Raw genomic sequence first — 26,074 nt, forward strand, 5'->3', positions numbered from 1 at the left:
CAGGGTTTCAAACAAGGGAAAGTCTGTGAAATTCCTGAAGTGGGAGCAGGTGAATAGCTGGCGGCTATCGCAACACGCTCTATCAGAGCGTTTGAAACGCCAGGATTTCATCATGGCCGTGACGCAAACGGGTGGCATTCAGGCTCAGGTGATGTCTGCCGCCGAGTTGGCATTGTGAGCCCGAACAGATGGACTTCTGGCGCAAGATGTGAAAGCGGCTCTCTGGCAGGATCACTCGCTTGTGAAGACCTGGGCAATGCGCTGCACGCTACATCTACTATCCGCCAGCGAATTCCCACTCTATGTAGCAGCACGCAGCACCTATCCAGCTCGCAACTGGGAATATTATTTTTCCTATTATGGGATCACGCCGGCTGAGTATGCTGCTTTTATTGATGCCGTTCCTCATATTTTAGGCAGCGTACCAATGACGCGCGAAGAACTCGCAAGCGCCCTCGTCAGTTCTCCAGGCATCCCAAAACTCGGTCCATTAATCACGTCCTCCAACTGGGGTTCGCCTTTAAAACCCCCGGCGCTTCGAGGAGACCTGTGTTTCGGGCCAAACCAGGGTCAAAACGTCACCTTTGTGAATCCCAAAAAGTGGATTCACAACTGGCAGTCTTTCGAGCCATACGCCGCGCTGCAAGAGATTGCGCGTCGCTATCTTCGTACCTACGGTCCCGCTACAGCCGAAAACTTTGCTTCCTGGTGGGGGGTAGGACTCGTGCCCGCGAGAAAACTTTTCCGCTCTCTAGAAAACGAGCTTGCAGAAGTGAATGTAGAAGGCTGGCATGCATTCGCTCTACGAACAACGCTTGAGCCAATGCAAAACCTTTCCACATCCTGTGAGGTAAGGTTGCTGCCGCTATTTGATGCATACACATTTGGGCCTGGTCGCAACAGTGAAGCTCATTTACCCGGCGCATATAAAAGCCTCGTTTTTCGTCCACAAGGTTGGATTTCCGCCGTCGTCCTGCTCAACGGCTATATAAAAGGAGTTTGGGAATATAAAACCCAACGTACACAGACAACCGTCAAAGTGCGCATGTTCTCGACACCCACGGCTTCCCTCAAGCACGATATTGAGGCAGAAGCAGAACGGTTAGGCACCTTTTTAGGTACGAAAGCTGCTGTAGAGTTTGAAAATAGTGGATAGTTAAAAGATGAGCATTTTGTGATATGCTATGTTGAGATGTTGTGAGTGGTGCGATGGAGAAAAAAATGAATCGAGGGCATCCCTGTTCGTCAAGGAGGTAAGCGATGAAACACTTCAAGAAGTTCTTTGGACCGTGGGTTTTCACTGTAGCGCTGATTGCTTTGCTTATGGGAACAGGATCGGCCGGAGCCATATCTGCCACTCATCTGCGCGTAGCAAATTGTACGAGTGGTATCGTGCCTAGCCCTAATCCAGGCTCATTGAACATTTTGCGCGGAATCACCTATGTTTCCGAGAATAATGTCTGGGCAGCCGGAAGTTATGTCAATGGTCAGACCAATTTAGCGGACACGTTGATCGAACACTGGAATGGCTTGCAGTGGAGTCTGGTATCCAGCCCTAATGTCGGGTCGGCAAACAACTATCTCTACGGTATATCGGCCGACTCCGCAAACGATATCTGGGCTGTAGGATACGACTCTACAGGCTACACTCAGTCGATTATCGAACACTGGGATGGTTCGCAGTGGAGTCTGATACCCCATCCCAATCCTGGCACGGGTTTCAATTATCTGAACGGAGTTGATGCTATTTCTTCCTATAATGTCTGGTTCGTTGGTGAGGAGATCAATAAGAGCCAGACGCAAGACGACATCCTGATTGAACACTGGGATGGCACGCAGTGGACCGTCTACACAAGCCCAGATCCGGGCGCGGCAGAAAACGCCCTGGACTCGGTGGCGGCCGTCTCTCCAAATGACATCTGGACCGTTGGAAACTACTCCAACACGAACGATCACAACCTGACACTGACCGAACATTGGAATGGCTCAAGCTGGAGTTGGGTCAACAGCCCTTCGGTCGGGTCTTTTGCGAACTTTTTGCGTGGTGTCGCAACCGTTTCGACAAACGACGTATGGGCCGTAGGATTTTATTGGGCTTCACCAGGGGATATCACCGACACGCTCACCGAGAATTGGAATGGCTCAGGTTGGAACGTGATCCCCAGTCCCAATCCACCTGGGGGAGACAACTTCCTGGGTGGTGTTTTTGCTCTAAACGCGACGAATGTCTATGCAGTAGGAAGTAGCGTCAGTGGAACGCTTGTCATAAAGTGGAATGGGACAGCATGGGTCATTATTCCAAGCTTTAATGTCAGCGACGCAAGCAACTCCCTATTGGCAATCTCGGGACCCCCTCCGAATGGAGCAAGCGGAAATAGCTTGTGGGCAGCCGGATTCTATGTCAATAATCAGAATAACGCGGAGAATACGCTGATTGAACGTTTTTGCCTCTGAGACGAGATGGACGGTCGTCAGGGAGCAGTAGCCATAGGCTTCGTCATCCCGCTGGCTCGGATCCAATGGATCGGTTGATCTCCGGGGGTTACACACGGCGCACTTTGCTGTTGCCGTGTGTAACCCTGTCAGCGCGTTGAGCAGACGCTGGTTGAGCGTCTTTGCCTTTGAGACGAGTTTGTGTAGCCGGTTCTGAGCTGATACCGCCTATGGGATCCTCTTGTTATTACCATATGTAATCGAAACACATCAGTTTCAAATCCTCGCGCTTCACAGGACTTTTGCTTTCGATGCTGGCCGCATTCCTATCATCAGGAGTCTCCATACTGGAACCGATGTTTTGCACCGCCGCCAGAAGATCACCAATTTGATTGGTAGCAGTGAAGGCCTCGTATGCTTTTCTCAACGCGCGAATGTACACGTTTGGCTGGGGTTCGTTCAGGCGCTGGATGGCTGCGATCACTTCTTTGCGGCTGATAGCGGGATTGTTGATATAGCCACGCAGGGTCGTGGCGATTGTTTGTTGGATGGGGTCAAGCAGCTTAGGAGCCTCCTCCACTGCCACCTGCTCCTCCGACGACTGCACAATTGAGGCAATGACCTTTTCCTGCAACGCGAAGATATCCACCTCACCATCAGCAGGCACAAAGCGCACCGTGTCGGATTGGCACTGGATCAGGTTGGTGATGACGTAGCGGTTGTCCTCTATGCGCCCGCCTCTCCAATCCTCTGACAGATCGATATAGCGCCAGAAGTGCTGCCTGGCACTCTTCGCGCCAGGCCGGTCATGTTCCTGATTCTGGGCCGTGAAGTAGAAAAAGATGCCTTTTGCTCCCTGGCGTACCAGGCCGCTGTGAATGCCATCGGGCAGGTCCTCGAGCATCTGACGCATGCCACCATCCAGCAGGGTTTTCAGATTCTGGAGCAGAAACTCGCTACTCACCAGTTCGACAAACTGCTCCTGCTCCTCGACCACTTTGCCGTCTTCCTCCTCGATACGCCGCAGCGTGTTGAAGTTCTGCGGGTGGACAATCTCTCCAAGAACGCTAACATCCAGGAAACCGCTGCGGTCAATACTGGCAATCTTCTGCGAGAGGCTTTCGACCAGGCCAAGCAGCTTTTCCAGTCCATCGTCAGGGAACATGTTCAGCACCCACAGGGTGTCGAAGCTGGTTCCGATGCGATCAATGCGGCCCGCGCGCTGCACCATACGGGTAGGATTCCAGTGCAGATCATAGTTGACGAGGACACCGCAGTCCTGCAGGTTCTGCCCTTCCGAAAGCACATCGGTCGAGATCATGATATCTATTTCGCTGTCACTGCCTGCTATCTCGGGTTTGTTATTGGCACGAGGCGCGAATTGCGCTACCAGTTTTGCGCGCTCGCGAGCATCGGTTCCGCTGTCCATACGCCGAACACGTGGCTCACCGGCGCTGGCCCTCCATTGGATCGCTGCCGGATCATCGCCGCACAATTGCCTGTAGAGATAGCGAGCGGTATCTTTGTAATAGGTGAAGATCAGCACCTTTTGACCCCGCAGTTCTCCGGCTAACAGGGACTTGAGTTTTTCCAGTTTGGCATCCCGAGCGGGAGTAATCGCTTCAATATCGTGCCAGACTTCGCGCAAGGCGTTCACGTCTTTGCGCAGATCGTTATGCAGGCGCTTGAGATCGTAGAGTTCGGCGTTTAGCGTGGGCAATGTTTCAATGAACTGACGAGCCTGAATATTGGCGTCGAGTTGATCGGAAAGCGAATTGGGCGTGGCATCGTCTTCTTCATCCTCGCTGGCAAGGAAACGCATAGCCTTCTGAAAGCCTGTACTGTTGAGAACCTTGCCTTCGAGGATATAGCTTTCAAAGGTCTCCAGAAACTCAAGGGCGCGACGAATGCTGATGCGGAAGGCGTCCACGCTGCTCTCAAAACGTTTAAGGTAGCGGCTTTTGAAGATGCCGACGAGGGCTTCTTCGCGTCCTTCCTCGAACTGGTCGCGCTTCACGCCCTGTTTCTTGTAGGTTTCCAGGCGATATGGAGCCAGTTTCAGGCCCTCGATGCGATTGACCAGCTTGTCGTAAATGCCGCCGTAGGTGGCTTCCAGGTCATAGCGGATGGTCTTGAGTTTGCGCTCCGGCCAGCTAATCGGCTGGCCCTTGATGGTGGCATTGGGATAGGCCTCTTTGATAAAGGGGCGAGTGCGACGAATGACCACCTCTTCCAGCAGATTGAAGAGGGCGATGCCGCTTTCCTGCTGTCGATTGGCGCGGCGGGCAACCTGAAAATAGCGATAGAGGTCGCCGATGCCTGCCGATGCAAAGTAACTGCGGTCTCCGCCCGTGAAGAGGTTGACCTGGTTGTAGAGGTCGAAGACGTTGTTGTTGATGGGAGTGGCAGTAAGCAAAATGAGCTTTTTGCGCTCGCCGCTGGCCTTCCCGCGTCGATTGTTGGCGGCCAGAATGCGTTCGAGGTTCTCGTAACGCTGGGCGTTGCGATTGCGGAAATTATGGCTTTCATCGACGAGCAGCAGATCGGCATCCTGCGCGTCGTGAATATCGAATTCATCGCGTCCAAGTGCTTCCTGCGTAATGATGTGCGCGGCGATACCCGCGCTCAGTAGTTCCTCGCGCCACATCTTCTGCAAGGCCGCGGGACAGATGACGACGGCTTTATAGCGCATATGGTAAGCATAGTCTTCGAGCAGTTTCTTGCCGATCCAGGTCTTGCCAAGCCCGACGCTATCGGCAACCATGACGCCATCGTAGCTGGCAAGTATCTTACGCGCCTTTTTCACGGCATCTTCCTGAAATTCGCTCAAGTCAACTGCCGAACGCATACTGGCAGCGTTATCCGCCTCCTCCAGGTCGTCACGGAAGTACTCGAAGATGGCCTTCATGTAGACCTGGTAGGGGGTATATTCTTTGCGCCCAAACTTGGAGGAATCGATCAGGTCCAGCAACTCGTCCTTGAAATCGCGGGCAGCTTCCCACTGTCTCTCGTACCACTGTGCGAGTTCGTTGATAGCGAGGACGCCGGGAATATTGGCCGCGACCAGGCGTCCTTCCGCGTCCAACTGCCCCAGGCGCTTGCGTTCATCGCTTTCTAACAGGCCCTTGACGCGCTGCGGTTCCACCTCTTCGGGCAGCAGGTTCGCGCGATGCGCCAGGTTCAGTTCTTTGTTGGTCGCAAGGCCCGGGCGGGTAAAATTGGAGGAGCCGGCGATGGCTGCGATGGGCGTAAAGCGTTCAAAGCCGCCGCCACTATAAAAGAGGTAGCACTTGGCATGCAGGAAGCCGCGCGTGTATAGACGCACCTGCACATTATCCCGGCGCAAGAAGGCGATCAGGTCTTCGATCTGCCGCAACGTTTTTTCGTTGAAGGTTTCTTTTGCCAGGTCGCGAATCAATCCCTTGACGGGTTTCGCACCCACCTCGCGCAATCCCAGGTCAAAGCCAGCTTCGGGTTCGTCCCCGAGCAGTAAGCGAAAAGTACCCATGCCATTCAAGCCATCGCACAGTAGTTGCCAGCCGCTAACGTTGAAATAGGCGGTGGCGACGTCGAGGGACTGGCCTTTGTAGTGATGCAACAGGCTATTCAGGACATCGGCCATTTTGTGCTGCTGGTTGTCGATGACGAATGGGATGTGCATGATTATAACTCGTTTCTACAGCAATTTTTTGTATGATGCCAGGTCACTTATGAGTTTGTCATCTCCAGTTTGAACAACCTACGAATCCACCTCATAAGTAAGTGCGCATGTGGAGCATTAGTATCAAGATAACGTCTTGTAATGGCTAATCCTATAGGCGTACCCGGTTCCTCTTGCCATGCCAACCAGGTATGCAATAGAGCTTTCATTTGGTATGTCTCGCGAAAACGGCGCTCCTCTTTCGGTATCTGTTGTACACAATTTGTAGCTCTGACCCAGAGATTATCGCCGTCCGGTATAAGAAAGCTGGCAAAATCCTCAATCATACCGGCAACCTTATTATCAGGCATCAGCCAGATTCCTACGGTAGGCTGCTCAACCTGCTTAATAATAGTACCATGAACATCCGGTGTAGCAGGGATAGTAGGATAGCCTGCTCTCCTCAATTTATCATGTAAGGATTGTCAGCGAGCAGTAGGGTCTACATCTGCATCTATTACGATACCTAAGCATTCCAGCCCACTACGTATGAGTTCTTCATCAAGAGTTGCTAAAAGATTGTGGATACCTTTCTTATCGACTATAGTAATGCGTTCGTGTAGTTGATGGGTTCTGAGCAGATGATAAAATACACTGGCATCGTCATTCCCCTCAACAAGCAAGTAATTTCTCCGCCTATCTTCCCGAATCTCATCACTCATGATCAACGTACCTCAATTCGCTCACGAGTAATAACATTGAGTCTCTGCTCATCCAAAATAGTAGCAACGAGCCTACCTTTTCTATTTTCCAGGCGAATAAGCAGTCCTTCCCTCTTCTTCCGTTGAGTAGCTTCCTTAAATCCTTCCAGACAATCCCAGCTATGTGTGGTGGCGAGAACCTGAACGTTAAGCTGATCTGCCAGGTAAAAGATACTATTCCATAAATCCGGCTGAACAGCATAATGAATTCCATTTTCTATTTCATCTATCAGCAGCAGCCCATCCCTGGCATTTACAAGCGCGAGAGCAACACCGAGCATACGCTGCATACCATCCCCCATACTGCGTAAGGGGATCGGCTCTGCAATACTTGCTATTTTTACAATGGGGGTACGCTCCGCCACTGAGGCAGCATTTCCCACAAAATTCAGGCCTGCAGTTCCCGGCGCAATGAGACGTAAAGCAGCGATCACCTCCTTTTCCATATCGGTAAGCGCAATATCATCCCATAACCTCGCCATCTGCTCTTTGTGCAAACCATTTGCAGGTACCCAAACAACATTGATGGTTTCGAGTTCCGGTATGAAAGTACGGGCAAAGCAGTAAAGAGAGACGAATCAAGCAACAGATTATAGATGGTTTGCTTGCCTAGCTGGACAGTAAGACGAGGTACGCGACTGACAGGTTGATTATACTCTTCCGGTTGCAGAAGTTGCATGGTATGAATTCCCTCACTGGACTGTACGGCATACCACCAGTCGAGAGCAATAGTGAGGGCTGAATTTACATCATTAATGGGTCCCATCTCGATTGGCTTGATTGGAGTTCTCACATCGGGACGGCCATGGAACATGTATTTAAAGGCCGAGAGAAGTTCTTCGGCATCCCAATAGCCACCTTGCGCCTGTTTACTTTCATCGTGTGATCTCAATTGCTCTAGAATCAAACGGGGAGAGCCTCGCTGGGCATATAATTGTAGAGCTTCTAGTAAGCAAGTTTTTCCCACATTATTTTTCCCTACAATTAAGTTGACACGGCCGAGACGTTCTATTTGTAAATGTTCAAAGGCACGAAAATTGTGAATTTCGAGTGAGTTCAGGATGAGGTTGTCCATTGCGATTACTCCCTCTTGCGCGATCTATCATCAATACCGGCACATCGCTGGATATACGTTGCTGTATTGTACCATGTCACGATCCATCCCCGGCGCAATATAACCTTTAAGCCCTGCGGATTCGCTCCTGTCCTGATTGTAGTGGATGTGTCAAATGTGGAGTGTGACCTATAAGAGATAGCAAATAGTGACTTCGAACTCATCAATCACCCTCTCTCTCCTCTTCCCTCACTGCTCTGCTACATCCTCAATGAGTTCAGCGGATGGAACCCCCAACGCTCTGGCCAGTTTATCAAGCGTTTCCGTAGTAATGATGGCATAGGGATCGCGATAGATTCGCTTCAGGGTATTCTCGTCAATGTTGGCAAGCCGGGATAACCTGCCCTGGCTCAATCCTTTTTCCTTAGCAACCTCTTTGACTCGTAGTCGTATCATGGCCTTTCCCTGCTTTTAAGCCGATTGTACCAACAATGGTATGTTGACATAAGGGGGATCGTAATGATATGAATCAATTCATACCATCAACGTAAAGGAGGGTGTATTGAGATGACGCTATGGATACTATCCTGCCGTATGTCAGAGAATATGGATATCCTGTTTGCATTCTATGCTCGTAACCGTGACGATGCTGAACAGCATGCCAGGAAAATTGTGAGAGAGCAGGGATATGAGCGTTTAGACTTGAAAGCCTATCCATATGGGTTCATGGTGCATCGTTCGCGTCTTTCGGGATGCTTGAAGAATCAGAAGCTGAAGTGTATAGTGGAGATAGGCTTCATTGGTAATCAGGCAAACAATCGGCACCCTGATACTGGATTGTCACAAAATAAACCAGCAACAGAAGGAGGGAACGATGCGTCCCCGATCTATAGCCTTTATTCTCCTAGGACTCTTTTTTGTCACTGAACCTCTTCTAAGGCAAGGAAAGGCCGCCAGCAGTCGGCAAGCGGGACCACAAGATCGCGGAAGCACACGCCTGATTGGAGCTACTTTTGGCTCTGGCTGCTTTGCCCTGCTCGCCGCTCCACTGCTGAACAAGCGGAAGATTGGTCGCATCCAGAGGAAAGAGGTGGCGTGGGGCGGCATCATCATAATGATTGCCGGGATTGTGCTACGGGTCTGGGCGAGCAGGGTGCTGGGCGCCTTCTACACACGCACATTGCGAACGAGCGAACAACAACATCTGATTACAAATGGACCCTACCGTATAGTTCGTCATCCCGGTTATATTGCTACTCTGCTGATGTGGTCAGGCGCAGCAATATCCACGGGCAACTGGGTCGTACCCATAATCCTCATGCCTCCGATGGCGGGCGCGTACTGCTACCGTATCCAGGCCGAAGAGATGATGCTTACCGCCGCGTTTCCGCAAGAGTACCCTGACTATGCTGCCCATACGTGGAGGCTTGTGCCTTTTGTGTTTTGAAAAGAAAAAAGAGTGTTTTTCGCTGCACTGAGAATGATATGTCCTGGACTACTCAGATTGCCGAGCTTATTGTTAAGGCTCATTATCGTCTGTGTCATCATCATATCGCCACGCCCCTGGTCTGAGCCGTTCAAGCTCATGCTCGACTTCCTCGCGGGGCCGTTTAAGGTAAACGAGTCCCAAGGGCTTAGGGGGCTGAAACATCTCCTGGCCAGTACGTATATGAAGAAGAAAACCACGAAATATCATGTAATCCTGAGCTAACAAATATTCTACCGGCTTCTTACCGCCAGAAGTTACAGGAGTCAGGAGCCATGTTTTAAGGGCAACGGGATTACCCAGGTGTTGTAAAGCCTCCTCCAGCAAGGGTTGTATTTCATGGAGTTGCTCTTCCGCTTCGATTTGCATGTCATTGAGTAATTCAAGATGGAGTTATCCATTACAAACTTCGCAAAGAGTAGCTGACTTTAACCTGCCCGACTTCGTTATTCACCTTCTTTAGCCTCTCAATACAGGTACCCATATCTTTATCTTATTATTGAGCTATATGTTACACTAGCTAAGTGGTAAGCTTTGCTTCCAAATCACTTAGATAGCGCAGATGTGTATCAGAGTCAAGAGGAGCTCCACTAAAATAGATATGTTCATCCGGATTTGTTCCTACTCGCAGCGTAAATGTTAAAACTCGAACATCACCAGGAATTGGCATTGCTTGTAGTTCCTGATCATCAGGATAAAATTGGATACCGAATGCTGGAATCATTACATTCTTCTTATCAACAGCCCTTGGAAAGGTTGCTTTGAGTAATTCGCGGAAAGGTTCTGCAAGTAATATATCCAACGAAAAAGGATATTTTGCCGTAATTTCAGAATAATCCAGGATACCTTTTGGTTCACCGATTATGGGTGATCCGTCAGGAGCGCGCAATTCAGCGAAAAACTGATTAAGGCGTTCATAAATATCCGTGATAGCCGATGATGTTCCGGCTACATCGATCACAATACGCCTTTGTTCAAAATGCAGAAAGCGAATTGGAACCAAGTGCTGATCAGCAGCTATCCAGACGCCCATATCAAAGACAAACCCCGGTGGATAAGTAGCCGGAACATCTCCAAAAGTAGGTATAGGTGATCCCATGACAGATGTTTGGAAACGAAAGAGCGATTGAACTTGTTCCTGTACTGGCTTGGTACTCAAGGCTGATAGACGTAAATCATCTGGTTGAAACTCATAAGCTCTTCTGCTTGTGATAATTTTTACCTGCTCAAGCATATTATGCAGCTACCTTTTCCTGTAATTGGTGTGGTTGCAACTGCGTTGCAACTATATTGGATTTTGGACTCGGTTCTTTCAAGGTTGTCACTGATGTAGAAACAGTAAAAGTCATTTGAGATGTTGTACCAACAGGCTCAAGCGTAAGCTGGAAAGTAGTATTCATCCAGTTCTGTTGATTCTCAAAAGTCAAAGACCTATCTGGTTGTGCTAAAGTAAAGCTGCCTGCTGTCACTAACGGAACAAAGGTTATATGATGCGGTATGAATCCACATGCAAGCGCGAAATCAATATAACGACGCAAAGATATTGCACCATCGAAATCTGCCTCCAGGCGAGCTATAGCGGATTGTTTAGTGTTGAGCCGCTCTGCAAGCTGCGCTTGTGTCAGGCCTGCTTGATGCCGTAGAGAGGAGAGGGCATTGGCAGCAGACGCAAGAAAATCAGCTTTGAGGTATTCTATTGTAAATTCTTGACCGTGCTGTTCATCGGTCATTCTCTGCACAAGGTAATCATTCATTGTTCCTGAAATCTGGGTATCTTCATCTCTTTTCATCGTTATAGCTCCCTTTTAAGCTCGTTCCACAACTGTTGGGCAAGTATACGAGCTCGCTGCATATCTTCGGGTTGTCTATTCTTCACCTTTTTGAAAAGGTGAATCCAGTAGGCATCTGAACTTCTATTCAGGAACATAGCTAAAGCACGATACCCATGTTTCGGCCCTACTCGTATTTGACAAAGCCGGTATGGGTCGTCAACCCTGAGATACGGTTCGAAGTGAAATCCGGAGGGTATTTCGCCGTCGTGTTTGCTCACTTTCCAAGCTTTCTCAAACTGGATAATATGGGCGATGATTGATGCAGCTACAGATGTGTCAAGTTCATCAAGAGCTGTACTAAAGTTTACCAGCCTACGAAATACAGTTTCACTTCTCGAACCCACGAGGAGGCTACCCTTTCTCTACATCTTTTGTTCCTTATGCTCATATGCATGGGCCACTACCTCCTCAAAGAGGATTATAACATATTTGTGATAATTATTCTATGATTTTTATGGTACTTTCTACCCCCTCCCCTCCACCACCCCAATCTCCTCCTCCCCCAACCCATACAACCGGTACACCACCGCATCAATCAACGCATCCGTCCTCGCCAACCGCTCCTTCAACGGCAACACCCTCTCCAGGCTCCCCTCATACTCGCGCCTCAGCCTCTCAACCAACCCCGTATCGCTCAAACTCACCCCTAGCTTCCCCTTATTCTTCAGCAAAATATCGTAGAGATCGGCAAACTCCAGGTATGGCTCCCCCTTCTGATAATCGCCGGGATAATCCGTTATTTTCCCCTTGCCTGTTAACACCTCTATTCCTTTGCGCCCCTCCCTATCCGGTAAAATGTGAAGCGTGGTCACCAACCAGTCTAAAAACTGCTTCTGCAAGGCCCGTTTCTCCTTGTTCAGACGGATCATCTCCCCGGCCAGGAATGCCAGCAGGTCGTGTACGACATCCGACTGTTCGGGCTGCTGCGCGAGGTGGTGATCGACGAAGCCGAGGACACAGGCCTGGTCGTTCTTGTCCAGGCAGGTGGCGTAGAGGTTTCTGGCCTTTTCGAGGTAGTAGGCACGTTGTTCGGATGAGAGGGTGAAGTTGATGCGACGAATGGGAACATCCTTCATGAAGACGTAGCTAGGTTCAAAGAATCCCCCTCGTAGTTTTGGCAACGTAACCTCAAAAATGAAATTCATAACAGTACAATTGAGAACAGCTAATAGATACATATCTGCCATTGGAATAATAAAAGTCTTTTGATTGCTATAGTATCTATCAGAATCATAGGCAAACTCTGGCTGCATACAAATATTTGGGTAGATAATTTTTGACTTTTCAAATTCTGCATGGTAGGCAATATTATCTTGGATTTCGTACCATTTATATGGCCCTGGTTTCCTGCCTAACCATTCACCTTGCTTTCTATCATTCCAACTCGTCGGCTTTGGCTCTAATTGAGTTTTATACTGTAACAGATACTGCTTTATCGCTCTGTACCTCGTTATATCTATACCCCGCCTTGTAAATATTAAATATCGCTCCTCAAAGTCAATGTTGTAACGTTTCACATCTTCTCCAACCACGAAAGGTTTAATGATCTCAGCACTTTTGCGGTCTTCGGCAATCAATTTATCACGAGTCTCACGATCGATGACGAAAGCCTCGTTAAAGCCAGTAAGGACGCCTCGCCTGATTGTGCCGTTGACATATTCTCCTAGCGATATACTGATTGCTTTTAGCTTATCCAGAATTGATTGTTCTGAAGTGGCAACAAGAGACCAGTTAGAATCGCTAAAAGCAGTCTCAGGCATTTTCCTTATTTTCGAGAGAATAGCCAGCGGAAGACTCTTAAAGTTCAGCGTTTTCAGTAGTGCATATTCAATCGGGTTAGTATGACGCGGATTGTTACTTGACAATATGATGATAGGGTAGGTCGTAGCATCACCAAATACGGGCAAATCGCCAAAGTCTATCAGCTTTTCCAGCCTTATCTTGTTAGTCAAAAAGGAGCGCAAAGCAGCTCCATAATTCGCTCGCATAAACTTATTAGCTGTAATCATTCCAAAACGGCCACCTGGACGCAGCATCACATTGCCGCGCTCAATAAAATAGGTATACAGATCAGCTATGCTATTAAACACTTCATACATCGTCTTAAATGCTACCTTGTCATCCCCCAATCCTTCTTGCCTTACATACGGCGGATTCCCCACCACTGCATCAAATCCCCCGTTCTCTCTGCGTTTCGTCTCGTCGAAGAAGACTTCGGGGAACTCTAGCTCCCAGTGGAAGAAACGTTTGGTCTTTGCCAGTTCCAGGGCGGTTTCTATGGCTTGCCTGTCTTCTGCATTGGCTTTGCTGTAGTTGCCGGCGACGATGGCTCCGGCGTAGACGCTGGTGGTGATGCGCGCCTTTTTGTTGCCGAAGTATTCGCTGATCCAGACGTCGAGCAGGCGTTTGAAAGGGGCGAGGGCATCGTAGGCGCCTTTGTAGGCCTGGCGCGACGCGGCTACTTCCTCGGCGGTGACGTCGGAGAGTTCGCCGACTTTGCGCATCAACTGGGTGGCGCTGAGCAGTCCGGCGAACTGGTGGCCGAAGAGGTCGTGGCTGAGCGCGTCTTCCACTTCCTGTACGTTGCCGCCGATGAGCGAGTTGCCGCACTTCATGTGGTGGTCGAGGAAGGAGAGCGGCGCTCCGAGCGTGAAGCAGTCGAGCCACAGACTGACCTTGGCGAGTTCGACGGCCATGGGGTTGAGATCGACGCCGTAGATGCAGCTTTTGAGGACGCGGCGCTTGAGCAGGTTGAGGTCGGTGAGCTTGCTCATGTCGATGGTCACGCCCTGGCGCTCCATCTCCTGCTGGATTTCCGAGCGCGTCTGGGCCAGTTCGTGAATGATGGGGTTCCAGCGAAAGGCGGTCAGGATTTTGGCCATCTGGTCGGTGATGTAGTCAACGGCCTCGACCAGGAAGTGGCCGCTGCCCATGGCGGGGTCAAGCACTTTGAGGTCGAAAAAGGCCTCGTTGAGCGTCTCGCGGAACTTCTTGTAGGTCTCGTTTTCGGCGCTGATGTCCTTGCGGTTCAAGGCCCGAACCTTGTCTTTCTCTACCTTGAGTGTCTTTTCAGCTTCACGGAAGAGCGGGCGCAGGCTCTCCAATTTTTCCGCCAGGACGGGTCCAACGGTGTGTTCGACGATGTATTTGACGATGTAATCGGGGGTGTAGTAGCTGCCGCTGGCCTTGCGCTCGCGGCGGTCGTTCTCGAGATAGACGCTGCCTTTGGGGAGCGTCTTGTCGCGGGCGTCCTTGCCGCGCCCCTCTTTGAGGATGGGCAGCTTCTTCTGCTGCGCCTCGGCATAGGGAACGATCTCCTCGGTCTTTTTGCCCTTGACGACGACCATGACTTCGGGCGCGACCCGCAATTTAAATTCGAGCAGACCCTCGTAGATGCTGCCAAGCTGGCGCACGCCCAGGCTTTTGTAGTCGATGAAGGCGAGATCGTGGCGCTTTTCATCGCGGTCACGCGCCATCAGATCGAGTCCCAGCGCCAGCTCGCGGTCGGGAATCTTGCAGGTTGCCAGGAAACGCGCGACACCGGCTTCGGGCGAGCTATCCTGCGGGTCGGGCTGTGTCAAGAAAAGGCCACCGTTGTAGACGGGCACGTTGAGGGCAGCGTTGCCCTTATCCACAGCCGAAAAAAGCTCCTGCAGCCGGTCGTAGAAGGCGGTGCTGAGGTCGTTGTAGGCGTCTTTCAGCTTGCGCGGAGCCTCGTCTTCAATCGTACCGGCCTTCTGGGCGATCTCCCTTTTCAGCTTTTCCAGGCTCTTTTCGTAGTAGCCGCGCTCTTCGCGCACGGGCAGCAGGTCGCGACTCTCGGCATACAGCAGGAAGAGCAGGCGATAGAGGAAGGTAAGCGTGGCGCTGAAGTAGGGTTCCAGCAAGGCATCGCGTGTACTGGCATCCAGGCTATCCAGGTTGGCGGGAAGCTGCTCTGTACGGCGAGCGTAGATGATGAAGCCGCGGGCGAAGTGCGGGAAAATCTCGAAGAAGACACGCTCTTTCAGACGCTCTCCCAGTTCGCGGGCGTAACGTTCGCTTTCGCTCATCAGGCTGTCCAGGAAACTTACCTGGCGTTGTTCGCCATCCACGAATCGTTCGCCGGGAACAAAGGCGGCGGCGCGGAAAAAGTGCCAGAAGTAGCGGAAGGCGAGTTCGCGATGCGGAGGTGGCTGCGCGAGGGTCTCTTCGAGGTCGATTTCATAGTAGTTGGTGGCGCGACTGTGGGCCCTGGCGGAATAGAGGCGCCAGGTCTTGCCGTTAGTGACGATGGCCCAGTCGGCCTCACCGGAGTCCAGCAGAGTGACGACGACCGCGCCGGGATTCTCGTCGGGCGTCGAATTGTCGCGCTGCTCGTCCTTACCATCGAGGCTGCGGCCCCAGGTATAGGCCAGGCAGAGCGCCAGGGGTTTATTCTGTTTGCCTGATTTATCGGCAGCCCGCGGGACACTATCTGTTATATAGAGCCGGTAATCCGGTTCAGCCGCACCATTATTACTGGCTTTTACGGATTGGAACGCGAAGCCCAGGATGGAGAAGACGGGTTCGAGCAATTGAGCGCGTGTCAATGACTCGGGCTGGTTGGAAAAGGTCTCGCGCACATCGGCGTAGAGTTCGCGCAGGCCGTGGAAGGCGCGCGTCATGGCTCCGGCTGCGGCGGAATCTTTCCATTCGGGGCTATCAGGCAGGCGCCGGGTCAGGTAGTAATCGGAGAAGAGCGCGCGGTTATTGAAGAACGGCTCGCTCCAATCGGCCACATCGTAGGCGCTGAGGAGTTTTTCGTACTGGGCAATGGTGTCGCTTTCGGTATAGCTGAAACGGCGCAGCACGCGCACTGCTACATCATCTGGATTGCGGCGATTGACAGTCAGAACACGAGGTCGCACTCCCACCTGTTTAGAGACGGGTGGCAGCGCAGCAGTCTCCTGACCCTTCGCGAGGTCGGCATTATAGCGTTCCACCAGCACGAAATCGAGGCGCTGGTAGTCGTCAGTGAGGACGAGCAGGTAATCGCCGGGCCGGTTGCGGAAGTTGCGCACAATGGCCTGGGTGGCAGCGACGGTGACAGATTTGAGTTCGAAAAGATAGACCTCGAACATGCGCGCATCCTGGCTGGCGAGGCGTTCGATGCGGGTAATATTGGACTTCAAGAGATCGTTCGTGAAGCCCATGGCGGCGATGTTCTGGACGAGCCGTTCGTTGGTATCGTAGCCCAGCCTGGCAAAAAGGGCGGCCAGGGCATCGCGATTGGCAAGCAATAGAATATCCTCGCGGGAGAGTTCGTAGTCTTCTCGAAGCATGCGGCAAATCCTGCATTTCTATACGAAAGTGACTGGAGTTGTGGCCTGTGTTGCCTGAGTGCAAGACTATCACGATTGGTAGGGGTTGTCAATCTTATAGCTCGCCTTGACATCTTCCCTCCCCATGTTCCATAATAGAACCAGAAAAAAAGTGAGAATGATTATCATTATTAGGGTGACCTGACATGGAAACAATCACGAAAACAAAACTGAATAGTAATGCGCAGGCGGTGCTGCATATCGTACTGGAGGCGCACAACCATCCGACGGCGCTGGAGATTTACGAGGCGGTAAAGACTGTGCGGCCCAATATGGGTCTGGCCAGCGTTTACCGCATCCTGCATAGCCTGGCCGAGCAGGGCTATATCCGGGAGATTGGACGCGACGAGGAGGGCAATCGTTATGATGGCAATACCTCGCGCCATGACCATGCCGTCTGCACGAACTGCGGCGCCTTGCTGGATGTGCCGGTCGATGTCCATGTACCGGCGGACGCTTTAGAGCAGGCGGCACGCGCGGCAGGCATCGAACTGGGGTCCTACGAAGTTCGGCTCTATGGTCTCTGCCCGTCGTGCGCGACACGTACTGAATAGTAAATGATAGAGGAGCGTTTTTCCATGCTCTTCCTTCCACATACAAAGGAGTTCAGCAATGCCCGGTGAACAACAGACACCTGTCAATGTCAATAAAGCCAGTAGCGTCGAGAATGAGACACCTGTTTCCGATAAACTTGAGAGAATGTCAGAGCAAGATCAACTGGTAGCCGAGACGCCGGATACGCTTAAGGGACAACTGGCGGAATTGTTTCACGCGATTCGGACGCGCGATGATACATCGCGCAATTTCCTGCTGCGCGTGGTGCAACCTGGATTGGCGGGCTTAATGGATGGCTCGGTCTCCACGCTAGCCCCCATCTTCGCGACAGCTTTCGCCACCCATCACGCCTTTTACGCCTTCCTGGTCGGCATCGCAGCCGCGACCGGCGCCGGTATCAGTATGGCGTTTTCGGAGGCGCTTTCGGATAATGGCGAGCTGACGGGACGTGGAAGCCCGGTGATACGCGGCGCGATTACCGGTATTATGACCTTCGTTGGCGGCGCGTTGCATACGCTGCCGTTTCTGGTCCCCGATCTACACCTGGCCCTGATTATCGCGTACTTCGTGGTAGCTTTTGAGCTGGTGTTGATTTCGGCCATCCGTCATCGCTACTTTGGGACGAACTGGCTTATCTCGGTCGTGCAGGTGGTTGGAAGTGGTGCGCTGGTCTTCGCGGCTGCATATATATTCGGCAATGCGTGAGGAATGAACCGGGGCAAAGCGAGACGATAATGAGGTTTTAACAAAGCAATCCGGCAATAGTGGTTCCGTATAGAGGGCCGGTGAAGGATTTTCACAAATTAGTCCGGCAAAGGGACGGGGCCGATCAAAAGAATTTTCACAAATTAGTCCGGCAAAGGGACGGGCCGATGAATCGGCGATGGGCGCGATAAATCGGCCCCTACGAATTTATGTGGGCGGCATGATGGGAGGGTCGTTGCGCCTGCACATGTACTGCCGTTACACTCTTCGTGCAATGATCACAGACCGAAACAAGAACATAACTGTGAGGAGCACGTAACAAATGGGTATGGTGGCCGCACAGCTTGCAACCGCAGCGCGCGCAAGTCGAGGCATCCCACCGCGCGAGCGATCTATTACAGAGCGAGCATTTTTCCCTGGTATGTAAAAGACTCATTGCTCTATTCTCCATTTCAATTCCAATCAGCGTTCAAAAAGAGTTGCGTCTTCGACCGGGCGCAGCGGATATAACTCCATGCCTTTGCTCTCAAGTTGGGCTTAGGATATGCTCATATCCAACCTCTTTACTATGATATTAGCACACCCTAATATCCGGCGTCAAGAGCACGTTATAGTCGAATTTTTCCTTGACAACTCTACAATAAATATGTTATGAATAAGGCATTGGATGTACCAGGACAGGAAAGGGACAGTATAAGATACAGACAATATCTTGTACAAGTCACCGATAATGAAAGAGAGAAATCGATGACCCGTCGTACACCCGTGCTGAGCCTCGTTTTCGTCACCTGTTGTATCAGTATCCTTTCATTCGTATTTCTACAGTTTGCCGGATTTCATCAAACGTCACAGGCCCGCGCCGCTTCACTTTACTCGATACAGTTTATCCCTAACGTTAACTATGGGGATGGGACAATAGCGGAAGAAGTCCTGGATGAATGTTTACCTGTGAACACGCATTCCTTAGAGCCAGGCGTTATTATGATACACGGAGGTGGTTGGGTCGGAGGACAGAAAGAAAAATACGATATGATGTGTAAGCACTATGCATCTGAGGGATACATCGCCGTCACGATAGACTATCGCCTGGCTAATCCAAATCTTTCACAAGATACCGATCATTGGCCAGACCAGATCGGTGATGTCCAACTGGCGGTTCGCTTTCTGCGCGCGAATGCTTCTTCTCTTGGTCTTGATCCTGGACGTATTTGTTCGCTAGGAGATTCAGCTGGGGCGCACCTGGCCTTGATGCTTGACGAGTTGCAAACTATTCACCCATCAGATGTAGCCGGTGAATATCCAAACGAGTCACCCACCGTTGAATGCGTCGTCGATCAGTTCGGGCCAACCGATCTGCGTGAATTATATTTTCAAAACAGAAAGAACCAGGAAGTCCAAAACGATATCCCTGCTCTTCTGGGTAGAAAGCCTTACCCGCTAAAAAAACCAGACCCGCTCGCTAACGATGCCTCTCCGATCGATAACATTGCTCCCCAAACAGGACCGGCGCTCATTATCCAGGGCACCCTGGATAAGACGGTGCTACCAGATCAGTCAAAACAACTCTATCAGGCGCTTCTGAGTGATCAACGTTCGCCTCAATATATTTCCTATGATGGAGGGCACGAATACAGCGGCCTTAAGCCATCCCAACTTCAGGCCATTATGACTCAGATCAACGACTACCTGAATGCTCGATTGCAGCCTGAAAATTAATAAGGTTATAAAAACCCAATCGAGCCACCCGGATCAGCTTCCGAGAGAATAGGGTCGGCTATCCCTTCGTGCATAAACTCCGCGAGCAGCTTTCCTGCCATCATGCCTTTCTCAAAGCCAGAAGAACTGAGGCCTGTGAGCAGGTAGAGATTGTCGAAACGAGGAATCTTGCCGATCAATGGATGCAGGTCGCGAGTAAAGGGCATCCAGCCGGCCCAGGTACGGACGATGGGCAGGTCTTTGAGGAATGGGAAGAGTTCGAGCGCGTGGGCGTGATTGACTTCGATACCGGCCTGTTCAGGGATTTTGGGAACGTTCACCTGCCTGTCACCACCGAATATGATCTCGCCCTCGCGCGTCTGGCGACCATAAAGATGACGGGTGAGCCGCTGACCCTGGCGATGGGTGAGTTCGAGCGGGGTTTGCTCATCGCTGTAGGGATGCGTATGCCAGTAGAAGTGCGACTCCAGCGCGCCGATACTGTGAAAAATTCTGGGTGGCTGAGGAGCTGTGGCCCACATCTGGCCGCGCACAGGATAGACGGGAATAGAGAGGCCAAGCATAGCGCCGAGGTCGCGACACCAGGGACCGGCGGCTAAGACAAGCGTTCGAGCTTTGAATGTCGCCGGTGGCGTGATGACCTCGTAGCTGCCCTCATCCAGGTGCGTAATGCCGGTAACAGTGTGGTGCGTGAGGATGCTCGCGCCATGTCTCTGCGCGAGCATTGCCAGCGCCTGCACAGTTTTCACGGGATTGGCATTGCCGCCGTAGGGATAGTAGAGACATCCCAGGATATGCGGGCTGAGTTCGGGTTCGATGCTGCGCGCCTCGCGAGCAGAAAGCAACTCCACCCGGTGCCCGGCGGCGGCCAGATTGTGGGCTTCTCGTTGGGCAAAAGCGTATTGTTCAGCGGTCTGGATGGCCTGAAGAGAGCCGCTCTGACGAAACTCGATGTCATAGCCGAGATCAAGCTGCAAGATTTTGAAGATTTCCAGGCTGCCGAAGTTGAGCGTTGATACGAGATCGGGTGTGTTACTCCAACCCGTGGCCCAGATCGTACCGGCATTCAGACCGGATGCTTCACTTGCAAGCTCATTTTGCTCTAGCAAGATCACCTCGTGTCCATCCTGCGCGAGATAGCAGGCAGTAGCCGTACCTGCTATTCCGCCACCTATTATGATGATCTCGCTTTGAATCCGGGCCATAGATTTTCTCCGAAAGAAGCTCAATGCAGAGCTAATGACCGCAACGGGAGATATCCGCTGAATATAATAGTATCATACGCTCGAAACGGTGATATCATGAGTGATGGAAGATATTCTACTTACTTTTTGTTAGTTTAATAAGAGATACTTTTCTACCACGGGCACAGGTTGAGCGTCAAAGCCCGTGAAACATCGCAGGGTTTGCGAGAATGGAGATGAATTTTATGTCAACGGAACAGCAAGCGTCAACAACGGCGAGATCGATCCATCCCGGCACGAGTATTGGACTGGTAACATTGCGCGTCGCGAATCTTGAGCGCTCGCGGCGTTTTTATGAGGGCGTGCTGGCATTCCAGCCTGTCGAGCAGGCACCGGGAAGAGTTGTGCTAGGTGACAGGGATAAGCAGCCGCTGCTGGAATTGATCGAGGTTCCAGGAGCTGCGCCGCAGCCGCGCAGGGCAACGGGCCTTTATCACGTGGCTATTCTCTTTCCAACACGTGCCGATCTCGGTCGCGAACTGGAGCGCGTTTTCCAGGCGGGCTTGCAGGTTGGCCAGGGAGATCACCTGGTGAGCGAGGCGCTGTATCTTTCCGATCCTGATGACAATGGCCTCGAACTCTATCGCGACCGTCCCAGGAGCGAATGGCGCTGGACAAACGGTATGGTTCAGATGGCTACCGACCCGGTCGATATCCGTGGCATCCTCGAGGAGGGCAGGCGCGGGGTTAAACCATGGGAAGTGATTCCGGCGGGGACGCGCGTTGGTCATATCCATTTGCAAGTCGGCGATATCGCGGAGGCGAGGCGCTTCTATTCCACCATCCTTGGTTTCGATATCACCGCGGATTTATCGGCGCACGGGGCGCTTTTCGTCAGCGCCGGTGGCTATCATCACCACATCGGCCTGAACACCTGGCACTCGCGCGGAGCAAAACCGACACCATCGAACGCCGCCGGTCTGCAAAGCTATGTGATTAACATTCCTACACGTGAGGGCTTGCAAGAAGTCAGGCAGCGGCTGGTTGCGTATGGCGTTCCTTTTGAGGAGCAGGAAAACAGCATTCGCGTCAATGATCCCTGGCAGAACACGATTATCCTGCAAGTTCAATAAGACGAGTTGAGCGATCACCATGCAGGGCAACCGCGCGGTTGCCCTGCATGGTGATCGCTCAACTCGTCCTGGGAAAAAACTAAAGGCTGCCGGTAAAGGGCTTGACCCGCGGACGGAACTGCTCTTCCGGCCGCATCAACAGCCCCAACTTCATCAGCAAGCCCTCGAGAGAGTTCATCAAGCCCTGAAATGGATCGCCTTGCGGTCTCACACTGGCGGCCAGGCGAATCTGTTGTGCCTCACGTTCAAGTTCTTGCCGGCGCATGGGTGCGTATTGCTCATGGTAATAAATTGATAACATTGTTGTTGTTCCTTTCTTTTTTATCTGTTTGAACTATAGCTGGTTACTTTAAACAATCCTCACACTACCCTACGAGTTGTTGCATATTTTTTTCATTGGCTTTCGCTCACCCGCCTGGTGAACTTCTTTATGTCCTAAGTTTACCCATCCCATGGCATCTATACATCCGTAAAATAACGTGTCAGACTACGTATCTACCAGAAAGAGGCCTGGCTTTTGTGCTGGCGGAAGGAGCAATCCCTCCGCGCACTGTGAACGATGTGACCGGACTACGTTTAGTGCTGTGGCAGCGATGCCGGCAGCGAGGGTTTCTGGTGCGGAGGCACGTCTGAACTTACCGCGTTAAGCTGGATAACGGAAATCGAAGCATTGTACGAATAGGTATTAGAATCATGTGCATAATCGGTGCAAAGCAGCTCGAACTGATCACCCGCGCCAATACCGGTAGCATCCGTGATGGTAATGGTTGAATACTGTTTGTTGCTCACGGGGCCGATAGTCCCGTATATATTGCCGCTAAAGCCACCCACTGATGCAACGAAACAAGTAACCGTATCACCCGTATCGATAACTGCCATCTCCGTGGCGGTGACAATATAGCTACTACTCTGGGCCATGGGAGATGTTACCACAACAGGAGTAAGGTTGCCATTGCTGATATTGACGTTGCCATTGGCGCTGAAGTAGCCCTGGGAAACTCCCGCGGGTCCTTGTGGTCCTTGTGGTCCCTGCGGTCCTTGTGGTCCCTGTGGACCCTGCGGCCCCGTTTGATTCCACTGGATCAAGGTATAGCCGGACTTACATTTGCCGCTCTGCTGGAGCATGTAGATTTTGCCGGTGTTATAGTTGACGCAGGCATAATAGATCGAGTTTTGAGAAATGCTTCTCGCCGATGCCACTGAGGCCTGTATCAGCAGCGTTGCCAGGAGGCTGAGGCTTAACAGGCTCGCAATACGAAATTTTCTACTGAATAAGGTATCCAAACGTTGAGAGACCGTTTTCATGTGTTCTTCTCCTTTTTACTTTTTAAATGTCCTTGTTCACTTCCTGCAGTGAACTTCTTTATGTCCAAAGTGTATCAGGCAGGCAGTGCGAACACATCCGTGAAATAACGTGTTGGGCTACGTAAATGAAAAAGAGGTCCAGAAAGGCGATTCGAGCGGGGTAGAGAGGAGCAATACGTAGTTATACGTAATCAAATAAGCTGGTGTTCGCTCGCATAGCGAGTGGCCGCGCTGCGTGAGGTGACCTGTATCTTGCGATAAATCGAAGTCAGGTGGGTATTGACGGTGCGAGGGCTGATGATGAGCTGGTCGGCTATCTCGGCGTCGGATAGGCCCTGGGCCAGCAGGCGTAGTACCTCTACCTCGCGTGCTGACAGACCGGCGGGAAAGGCAGGAGCTTTTTCTACAGTGACAGGTTGTGCTGGCTGCGAGCTTTGTTTGGGAGGCAGAGCCGCATTCGCTGATAATGCCTCCTCCGGGGACATGGCCCGTCCTTCTGCCCACAGGCCGGCAAAGATTTGTTCTCCAAAGAAGGCGCGCAGTTCTGTTACCGAGCGCCGGTAAGGGCCACGCTCGACAGGGATCATAGGAAATGCAACGTCTTCGCGCAGTTTCTCGGCTGCTCCCCACAGCCGCACGGCCCAGACCCTCTGTCCAGAAGCCGCCGCCAGCAACGCCATGCCCTCCAGACCTAGAGTGGTGATCTCTGTTTTGTCACCTACCTCGTCTGCTATCGCCAGGCTCTTTTCAAGAAGAGCACGCGCGGTGGCGTAATCTCCCTGAGCGGCGATGATCCTGGCAAGCATAGCGCTGGCCACACCTTGTGACCTGCGGTCTTGTATGCTGGTGAAAAATGAGATGTGCTCTTCTACCAGCAGGCGAGCCTTTACCAGGTCTCCCTGGGTGAAAGCCAGCAGGCCGAGTAAGAAGCGAGCATGTGCGGCATTAACCTTATCAGATAACTCCTGGGCGAGCGCTATACACTCATCGAGAAAACGAACGATCTCATTCATAGGAGGATTCTCGTGAGATACATACTGTAACTGAGCCAGTTGGAATAGGAGGCTTATTATGAGGCGCGTATTTCCAAGTTCTCTGCATATTGCCAGGGATTCGGAGAAGAGGCGATACGCTCCTTCAAAATCTCCCTGGTTCTGTGCCAGGTATGCCAGGTTATTTAACGACAGCGCAATCCCTCGCCTGTCGTTCAGGTCTTTGAAGAGTGCAAGGCTTTCCTCGTAAAGGGCGTGTGAGCGGGGAAAGTTACCATCCTGGTAGGCCAACCAGCCGAGATTACGCAAGCTATAGGCGATCCGGTTTGTGTCTCCAAGTTCTCTGCTGAGTGCCAGGCTTTGCTCTAACAGTGCCTGCGCCCGTTTGCGGTCACCCAGGTTTCCCAGCAGGATAGAGGCTGTGACTAAGGCTTGCGACAGAAGACCTGGCGAGGCTCCTTCACTCTTAGCCAGCGCCCGCTCTATAAATGACCATCCCTCAGACAGGTATCCTTGAGTGCGCCAAAAATTTTCTAACAGGGATGCCAGGCGCAGGGCCATTTCTATGCGTTGCATACCTGGCTTCTCACCCTCAGTTTCCAGCATCCATGACATGGCGGCGCGTAGATTATCATAATCGCGCTGCAGGGGCTTTATCCAGTTGGTTTGCCGCGTAGTCTCTTCGACAAACTGAAGATAAAATGCCGCGTGCGCCCGGCGCGCATCCTCCATCTCCCCTTTTTGTTCCAGCAACTCTCGCCCGTATTCGCGAATGGTTTCCAGCATGCCCAGGCGAGGCTCCTCCTCCGCATCCTCCTGCCGGGGTGGTAGTACCAGGCTTTTATTTACCAATGAGTCTATGCCATCCAGAATTGATCCTATTGACCCTGTTGGCACGGTCGCCTGGCTATTTCCCTCGTACAGCGCTGAGCCTATCGCCTCCACTGCCGGTAAAGTGAAACCGCCGGTGAAGACCGAACACAGGCGGAACAGGCGCTGCTCCCAATCGTCCAGCAGGTCATAGCTCCACTGTATGGTACCGCGTATGGTCTGCTGCCGCGAGGGACTGCCGCTGGCTCCCCTGGTCAAGATACCCAGCGGATGTTCCAGGCGTTTAAGGAGGCTTTGCGGAGGCAGTAGTTTGATGCGAGCGGCAGCCAGCTCGAGCGCGAGCGGCAATCCATCCAGGCGAGCGCAGATGTTTGCCACGATAGGAGCATTGGCCGGCGTCAGCTGAAAGGATGGTTGCACAGCCTGGGCGCGTTGGATAAAGAGTTGTACGGCGGCTGCTTGAGCGATACGTTCATGACCAGGTCGTCTGGAGAGGTCTGGCAGGCTCAGAGGAGCGACCGGAAATTCGTACTCGCCGGGGATGCGCAGCGTGGCCCGGCTGGTAAGCAAGACATGCAGGTCAGGGCAGAAGGCTAAAAATTCTGCCAGTCGTGGAGCAAACGCTACAATCTGCTCCAGGTTATCCAGCACCAGCAATATCTCATGCTGTTGAAGATACGCTTGTAGTTGTTCTTGCAGTGGGTGATCGGCGGTTTCTCGCAGCCCAAATGCCTGAGCGATGGCCGGCATGACGAGCGCAGGATCGTTCACCGGGGCCAGTGATACGAAGCAGACGCCATCCGCAAACTCGTCCACCATCGAACAAGCGACCTCGAGCGCCAGGCGTGTTTTGCCCACGCCGCCCGTTCCAGTCAGCGTGAGGAGTCGAACTCCCGGACGGCGCAACATGGCACGAATCGCTGCCACCTCACGTTCGCGTCCAATGAACGGCGTGAGTTGGAGCGGCAACCGGTATTGAGAGGTTCGCTCAGCAGCGTCTCGCTTTTGGGGGAACGCGATAATTTTGTCCTGCACCATTCATGGCCTTCCCGATTACCAGCTATGGCAACGATGCCCATAGGGATGATGAAGGTTTCATTGACTT

General features: G+C 52.0%; 18 protein-coding genes and 2 pseudogenes. 8 read left to right on the plus strand and 12 right to left on the minus strand.

Translation table 11 applies throughout. The features are described 5' to 3' along the window. The first annotated feature begins 25 nt into the window (after window positions 1-25). The 3 genes and pseudogenes from VFA09_05085 to VFA09_05095 all read left to right on the plus strand — a co-directional run bounded on the left by VFA09_05085 (window position 26) and on the right by VFA09_05095 (window position 2,454). The gene (locus VFA09_05085) at window positions 26-178 is read left to right on the plus strand and encodes a hypothetical protein (GenBank protein ID HZU66635.1); all 153 of its coding nucleotides are present in this window, start codon (window positions 26-28) and stop codon (window positions 176-178) included. Window positions 179-190: 12 nt separating this feature from the next. Continuing rightward, window positions 191-1,156, plus strand: a pseudogene (locus VFA09_05090) (winged helix DNA-binding domain-containing protein). A gap of 104 nt (window positions 1,157-1,260) precedes the next feature. After that, on the plus strand, window positions 1,261-2,454 hold the full coding sequence (locus VFA09_05095) for a hypothetical protein (protein HZU66636.1): 1,194 nt from the start codon (window positions 1,261-1,263) through the stop codon (window positions 2,452-2,454). Between the two features lie 226 nt (window positions 2,455-2,680). On the opposite strand, the gene VFA09_05100 is transcribed toward VFA09_05095, so the two are convergent. From VFA09_05100 to VFA09_05120, 5 genes and pseudogenes are all read right to left on the minus strand, one after another. Further along, a complete protein-coding gene (locus tag VFA09_05100; GenBank protein ID HZU66637.1) occupies window positions 2,681-6,094 on the minus strand; it encodes a helicase-related protein in 3,414 nt (1,137 codons plus the stop codon). Window positions 6,095-6,141: 47 nt separating this feature from the next. Beyond that, window positions 6,142-6,795: pseudogene (locus VFA09_05105) on the minus strand (DUF3226 domain-containing protein). Between the two features lie 2 nt (window positions 6,796-6,797). Continuing rightward, window positions 6,798-7,316: an ATP-binding protein gene (locus VFA09_05110; GenBank protein ID HZU66638.1), complete on the minus strand. Its 519-nt coding sequence runs from the start codon at window positions 7,314-7,316 to the stop codon at window positions 6,798-6,800. Next, window positions 7,265-7,909 (minus strand): AAA family ATPase, encoded by a 645-nt coding sequence (locus VFA09_05115; protein ID HZU66639.1) that lies wholly within the window; start codon window positions 7,907-7,909, stop codon window positions 7,265-7,267. The genes VFA09_05110 and VFA09_05115 overlap by 52 nt, the downstream gene beginning before the upstream one ends. A 228-nt stretch (window positions 7,910-8,137) precedes the next feature. After that, window positions 8,138-8,344 carry a helix-turn-helix transcriptional regulator gene (locus tag VFA09_05120; GenBank protein ID HZU66640.1) on the minus strand — a complete coding sequence of 69 codons (207 nt, stop codon included), beginning with the start codon at window positions 8,342-8,344 and terminating at the stop codon, window positions 8,138-8,140. Between the two features lie 418 nt (window positions 8,345-8,762). Here VFA09_05120 and VFA09_05125 point away from each other — a divergent pair, with 418 nt between their 5' ends. Continuing rightward, window positions 8,763-9,335, plus strand: a complete 573-nt coding sequence (locus VFA09_05125) for an isoprenylcysteine carboxylmethyltransferase family protein (protein ID HZU66641.1) — start codon at window positions 8,763-8,765, stop codon at window positions 9,333-9,335. 559 nt (window positions 9,336-9,894) lie between these two features. Here the strand turns inward: VFA09_05125 and VFA09_05130 are convergent. The 3 genes from VFA09_05130 to VFA09_05140 all read right to left on the minus strand — a co-directional run bounded on the left by VFA09_05130 (window position 9,895) and on the right by VFA09_05140 (window position 16,509). After that, window positions 9,895-10,608, minus strand: a complete 714-nt coding sequence (locus VFA09_05130; GenBank protein ID HZU66642.1) for a hypothetical protein — start codon at window positions 10,606-10,608, stop codon at window positions 9,895-9,897. 1 nt (window position 10,609) lies between these two features. Next, window positions 10,610-11,164, minus strand: coding sequence for a helix-turn-helix transcriptional regulator (locus tag VFA09_05135; protein ID HZU66643.1), 555 nt, complete (start codon window positions 11,162-11,164; stop codon window positions 10,610-10,612). A 506-nt stretch (window positions 11,165-11,670) separates the two neighbouring features. After that, the gene (locus tag VFA09_05140; GenBank protein HZU66644.1) at window positions 11,671-16,509 is read right to left on the minus strand and encodes a TaqI-like C-terminal specificity domain-containing protein; all 4,839 of its coding nucleotides are present in this window, start codon (window positions 16,507-16,509) and stop codon (window positions 11,671-11,673) included. A gap of 185 nt (window positions 16,510-16,694) precedes the next feature. Between VFA09_05140 and VFA09_05145 the strand changes: the two genes are divergently transcribed. The 3 genes from VFA09_05145 (at window position 16,695) to VFA09_05155 (ending at window position 19,524) form a co-directional block, all read left to right on the plus strand. After that, complete coding sequence (locus VFA09_05145) at window positions 16,695-17,102, plus strand: transcriptional repressor (GenBank protein ID HZU66645.1); 408 nt, start codon at window positions 16,695-16,697, stop codon at window positions 17,100-17,102. A 58-nt stretch (window positions 17,103-17,160) separates the two neighbouring features. Continuing rightward, entirely contained in the window at window positions 17,161-17,808 is a 648-nt protein-coding gene (locus tag VFA09_05150; protein HZU66646.1) for a VIT1/CCC1 transporter family protein, read from the plus strand. Between the two features lie 747 nt (window positions 17,809-18,555). Then, complete coding sequence (locus VFA09_05155; protein HZU66647.1) at window positions 18,556-19,524, plus strand: alpha/beta hydrolase; 969 nt, start codon at window positions 18,556-18,558, stop codon at window positions 19,522-19,524. 5 nt (window positions 19,525-19,529) lie between these two features. Here the strand turns inward: VFA09_05155 and VFA09_05160 are convergent, their stop codons facing one another. Then, entirely contained in the window at window positions 19,530-20,729 is a 1,200-nt protein-coding gene (locus tag VFA09_05160) for an FAD-dependent oxidoreductase (GenBank protein HZU66648.1), read from the minus strand. Between the two features lie 224 nt (window positions 20,730-20,953). Between VFA09_05160 and VFA09_05165 the strand changes: the two genes are divergently transcribed. Next, window positions 20,954-21,841, plus strand: a complete 888-nt coding sequence (locus VFA09_05165) for a VOC family protein (protein HZU66649.1) — start codon at window positions 20,954-20,956, stop codon at window positions 21,839-21,841. A gap of 79 nt (window positions 21,842-21,920) precedes the next feature. On the opposite strand, the gene VFA09_05170 is transcribed toward VFA09_05165, so the two are convergent. The 3 genes from VFA09_05170 to VFA09_05180 form a co-directional block, all read right to left on the minus strand. Next, the gene (locus VFA09_05170) at window positions 21,921-22,142 is read right to left on the minus strand and encodes a hypothetical protein (GenBank protein ID HZU66650.1); all 222 of its coding nucleotides are present in this window, start codon (window positions 22,140-22,142) and stop codon (window positions 21,921-21,923) included. 275 nt (window positions 22,143-22,417) lie between these two features. Then, window positions 22,418-23,146, minus strand: a complete 729-nt coding sequence (locus VFA09_05175; protein ID HZU66651.1) for a hypothetical protein — start codon at window positions 23,144-23,146, stop codon at window positions 22,418-22,420. A gap of 191 nt (window positions 23,147-23,337) precedes the next feature. Continuing rightward, window positions 23,338-26,007: a tetratricopeptide repeat protein gene (locus tag VFA09_05180; protein HZU66652.1), complete on the minus strand. Its 2,670-nt coding sequence runs from the start codon at window positions 26,005-26,007 to the stop codon at window positions 23,338-23,340. Window positions 26,008-26,074 lie beyond the last annotated feature (67 nt).

The organism is Ktedonobacteraceae bacterium (assembly GCA_035653615.1).
Taxonomy (GTDB): Bacteria; Chloroflexota; Ktedonobacteria; order Ktedonobacterales; family Ktedonobacteraceae; genus DASRBN01.

Bases quoted from the DNA above. Each gene is read 5' to 3' on its own strand.
- VFA09_05095 (HZU66636.1), top strand. From the start codon at position 1,261: ATGAAACACTTCAAGAAGTTCTTTGGACCGTGGGTTTTCACTGTAGCG.
- VFA09_05100 (HZU66637.1), bottom strand. From the start codon at position 6,094: ATGCACATCCCATTCGTCATCGACAACCAGCAGCACAAAATGGCCGAT.
- VFA09_05110 (HZU66638.1), bottom strand. From the start codon at position 7,316: ATGGCGAGGTTATGGGATGATATTGCGCTTACCGATATGGAAAAGGAG.
- VFA09_05115 (HZU66639.1), bottom strand. From the start codon at position 7,909: ATGGACAACCTCATCCTGAACTCACTCGAAATTCACAATTTTCGTGCC.
- VFA09_05120 (HZU66640.1), bottom strand. From the start codon at position 8,344: ATGATACGACTACGAGTCAAAGAGGTTGCTAAGGAAAAAGGATTGAGC.
- VFA09_05125 (HZU66641.1), top strand. From the start codon at position 8,763: ATGCGTCCCCGATCTATAGCCTTTATTCTCCTAGGACTCTTTTTTGTC.
- VFA09_05130 (HZU66642.1), bottom strand. From the start codon at position 10,608: ATGCTTGAGCAGGTAAAAATTATCACAAGCAGAAGAGCTTATGAGTTT.
- VFA09_05135 (HZU66643.1), bottom strand. From the start codon at position 11,164: ATGAAAAGAGATGAAGATACCCAGATTTCAGGAACAATGAATGATTAC.
- VFA09_05140 (HZU66644.1), bottom strand. From the start codon at position 16,509: ATGCTTCGAGAAGACTACGAACTCTCCCGCGAGGATATTCTATTGCTT.
- VFA09_05145 (HZU66645.1), top strand. From the start codon at position 16,695: ATGGAAACAATCACGAAAACAAAACTGAATAGTAATGCGCAGGCGGTG.
- VFA09_05150 (HZU66646.1), top strand. From the start codon at position 17,161: ATGCCCGGTGAACAACAGACACCTGTCAATGTCAATAAAGCCAGTAGC.
- VFA09_05155 (HZU66647.1), top strand. From the start codon at position 18,556: ATGACCCGTCGTACACCCGTGCTGAGCCTCGTTTTCGTCACCTGTTGT.
- VFA09_05160 (HZU66648.1), bottom strand. From the start codon at position 20,729: ATGGCCCGGATTCAAAGCGAGATCATCATAATAGGTGGCGGAATAGCA.
- VFA09_05165 (HZU66649.1), top strand. From the start codon at position 20,954: ATGTCAACGGAACAGCAAGCGTCAACAACGGCGAGATCGATCCATCCC.
- VFA09_05170 (HZU66650.1), bottom strand. From the start codon at position 22,142: ATGTTATCAATTTATTACCATGAGCAATACGCACCCATGCGCCGGCAA.
- VFA09_05175 (HZU66651.1), bottom strand. From the start codon at position 23,146: ATGAAAACGGTCTCTCAACGTTTGGATACCTTATTCAGTAGAAAATTT.
- VFA09_05180 (HZU66652.1), bottom strand. From the start codon at position 26,007: ATGGTGCAGGACAAAATTATCGCGTTCCCCCAAAAGCGAGACGCTGCT.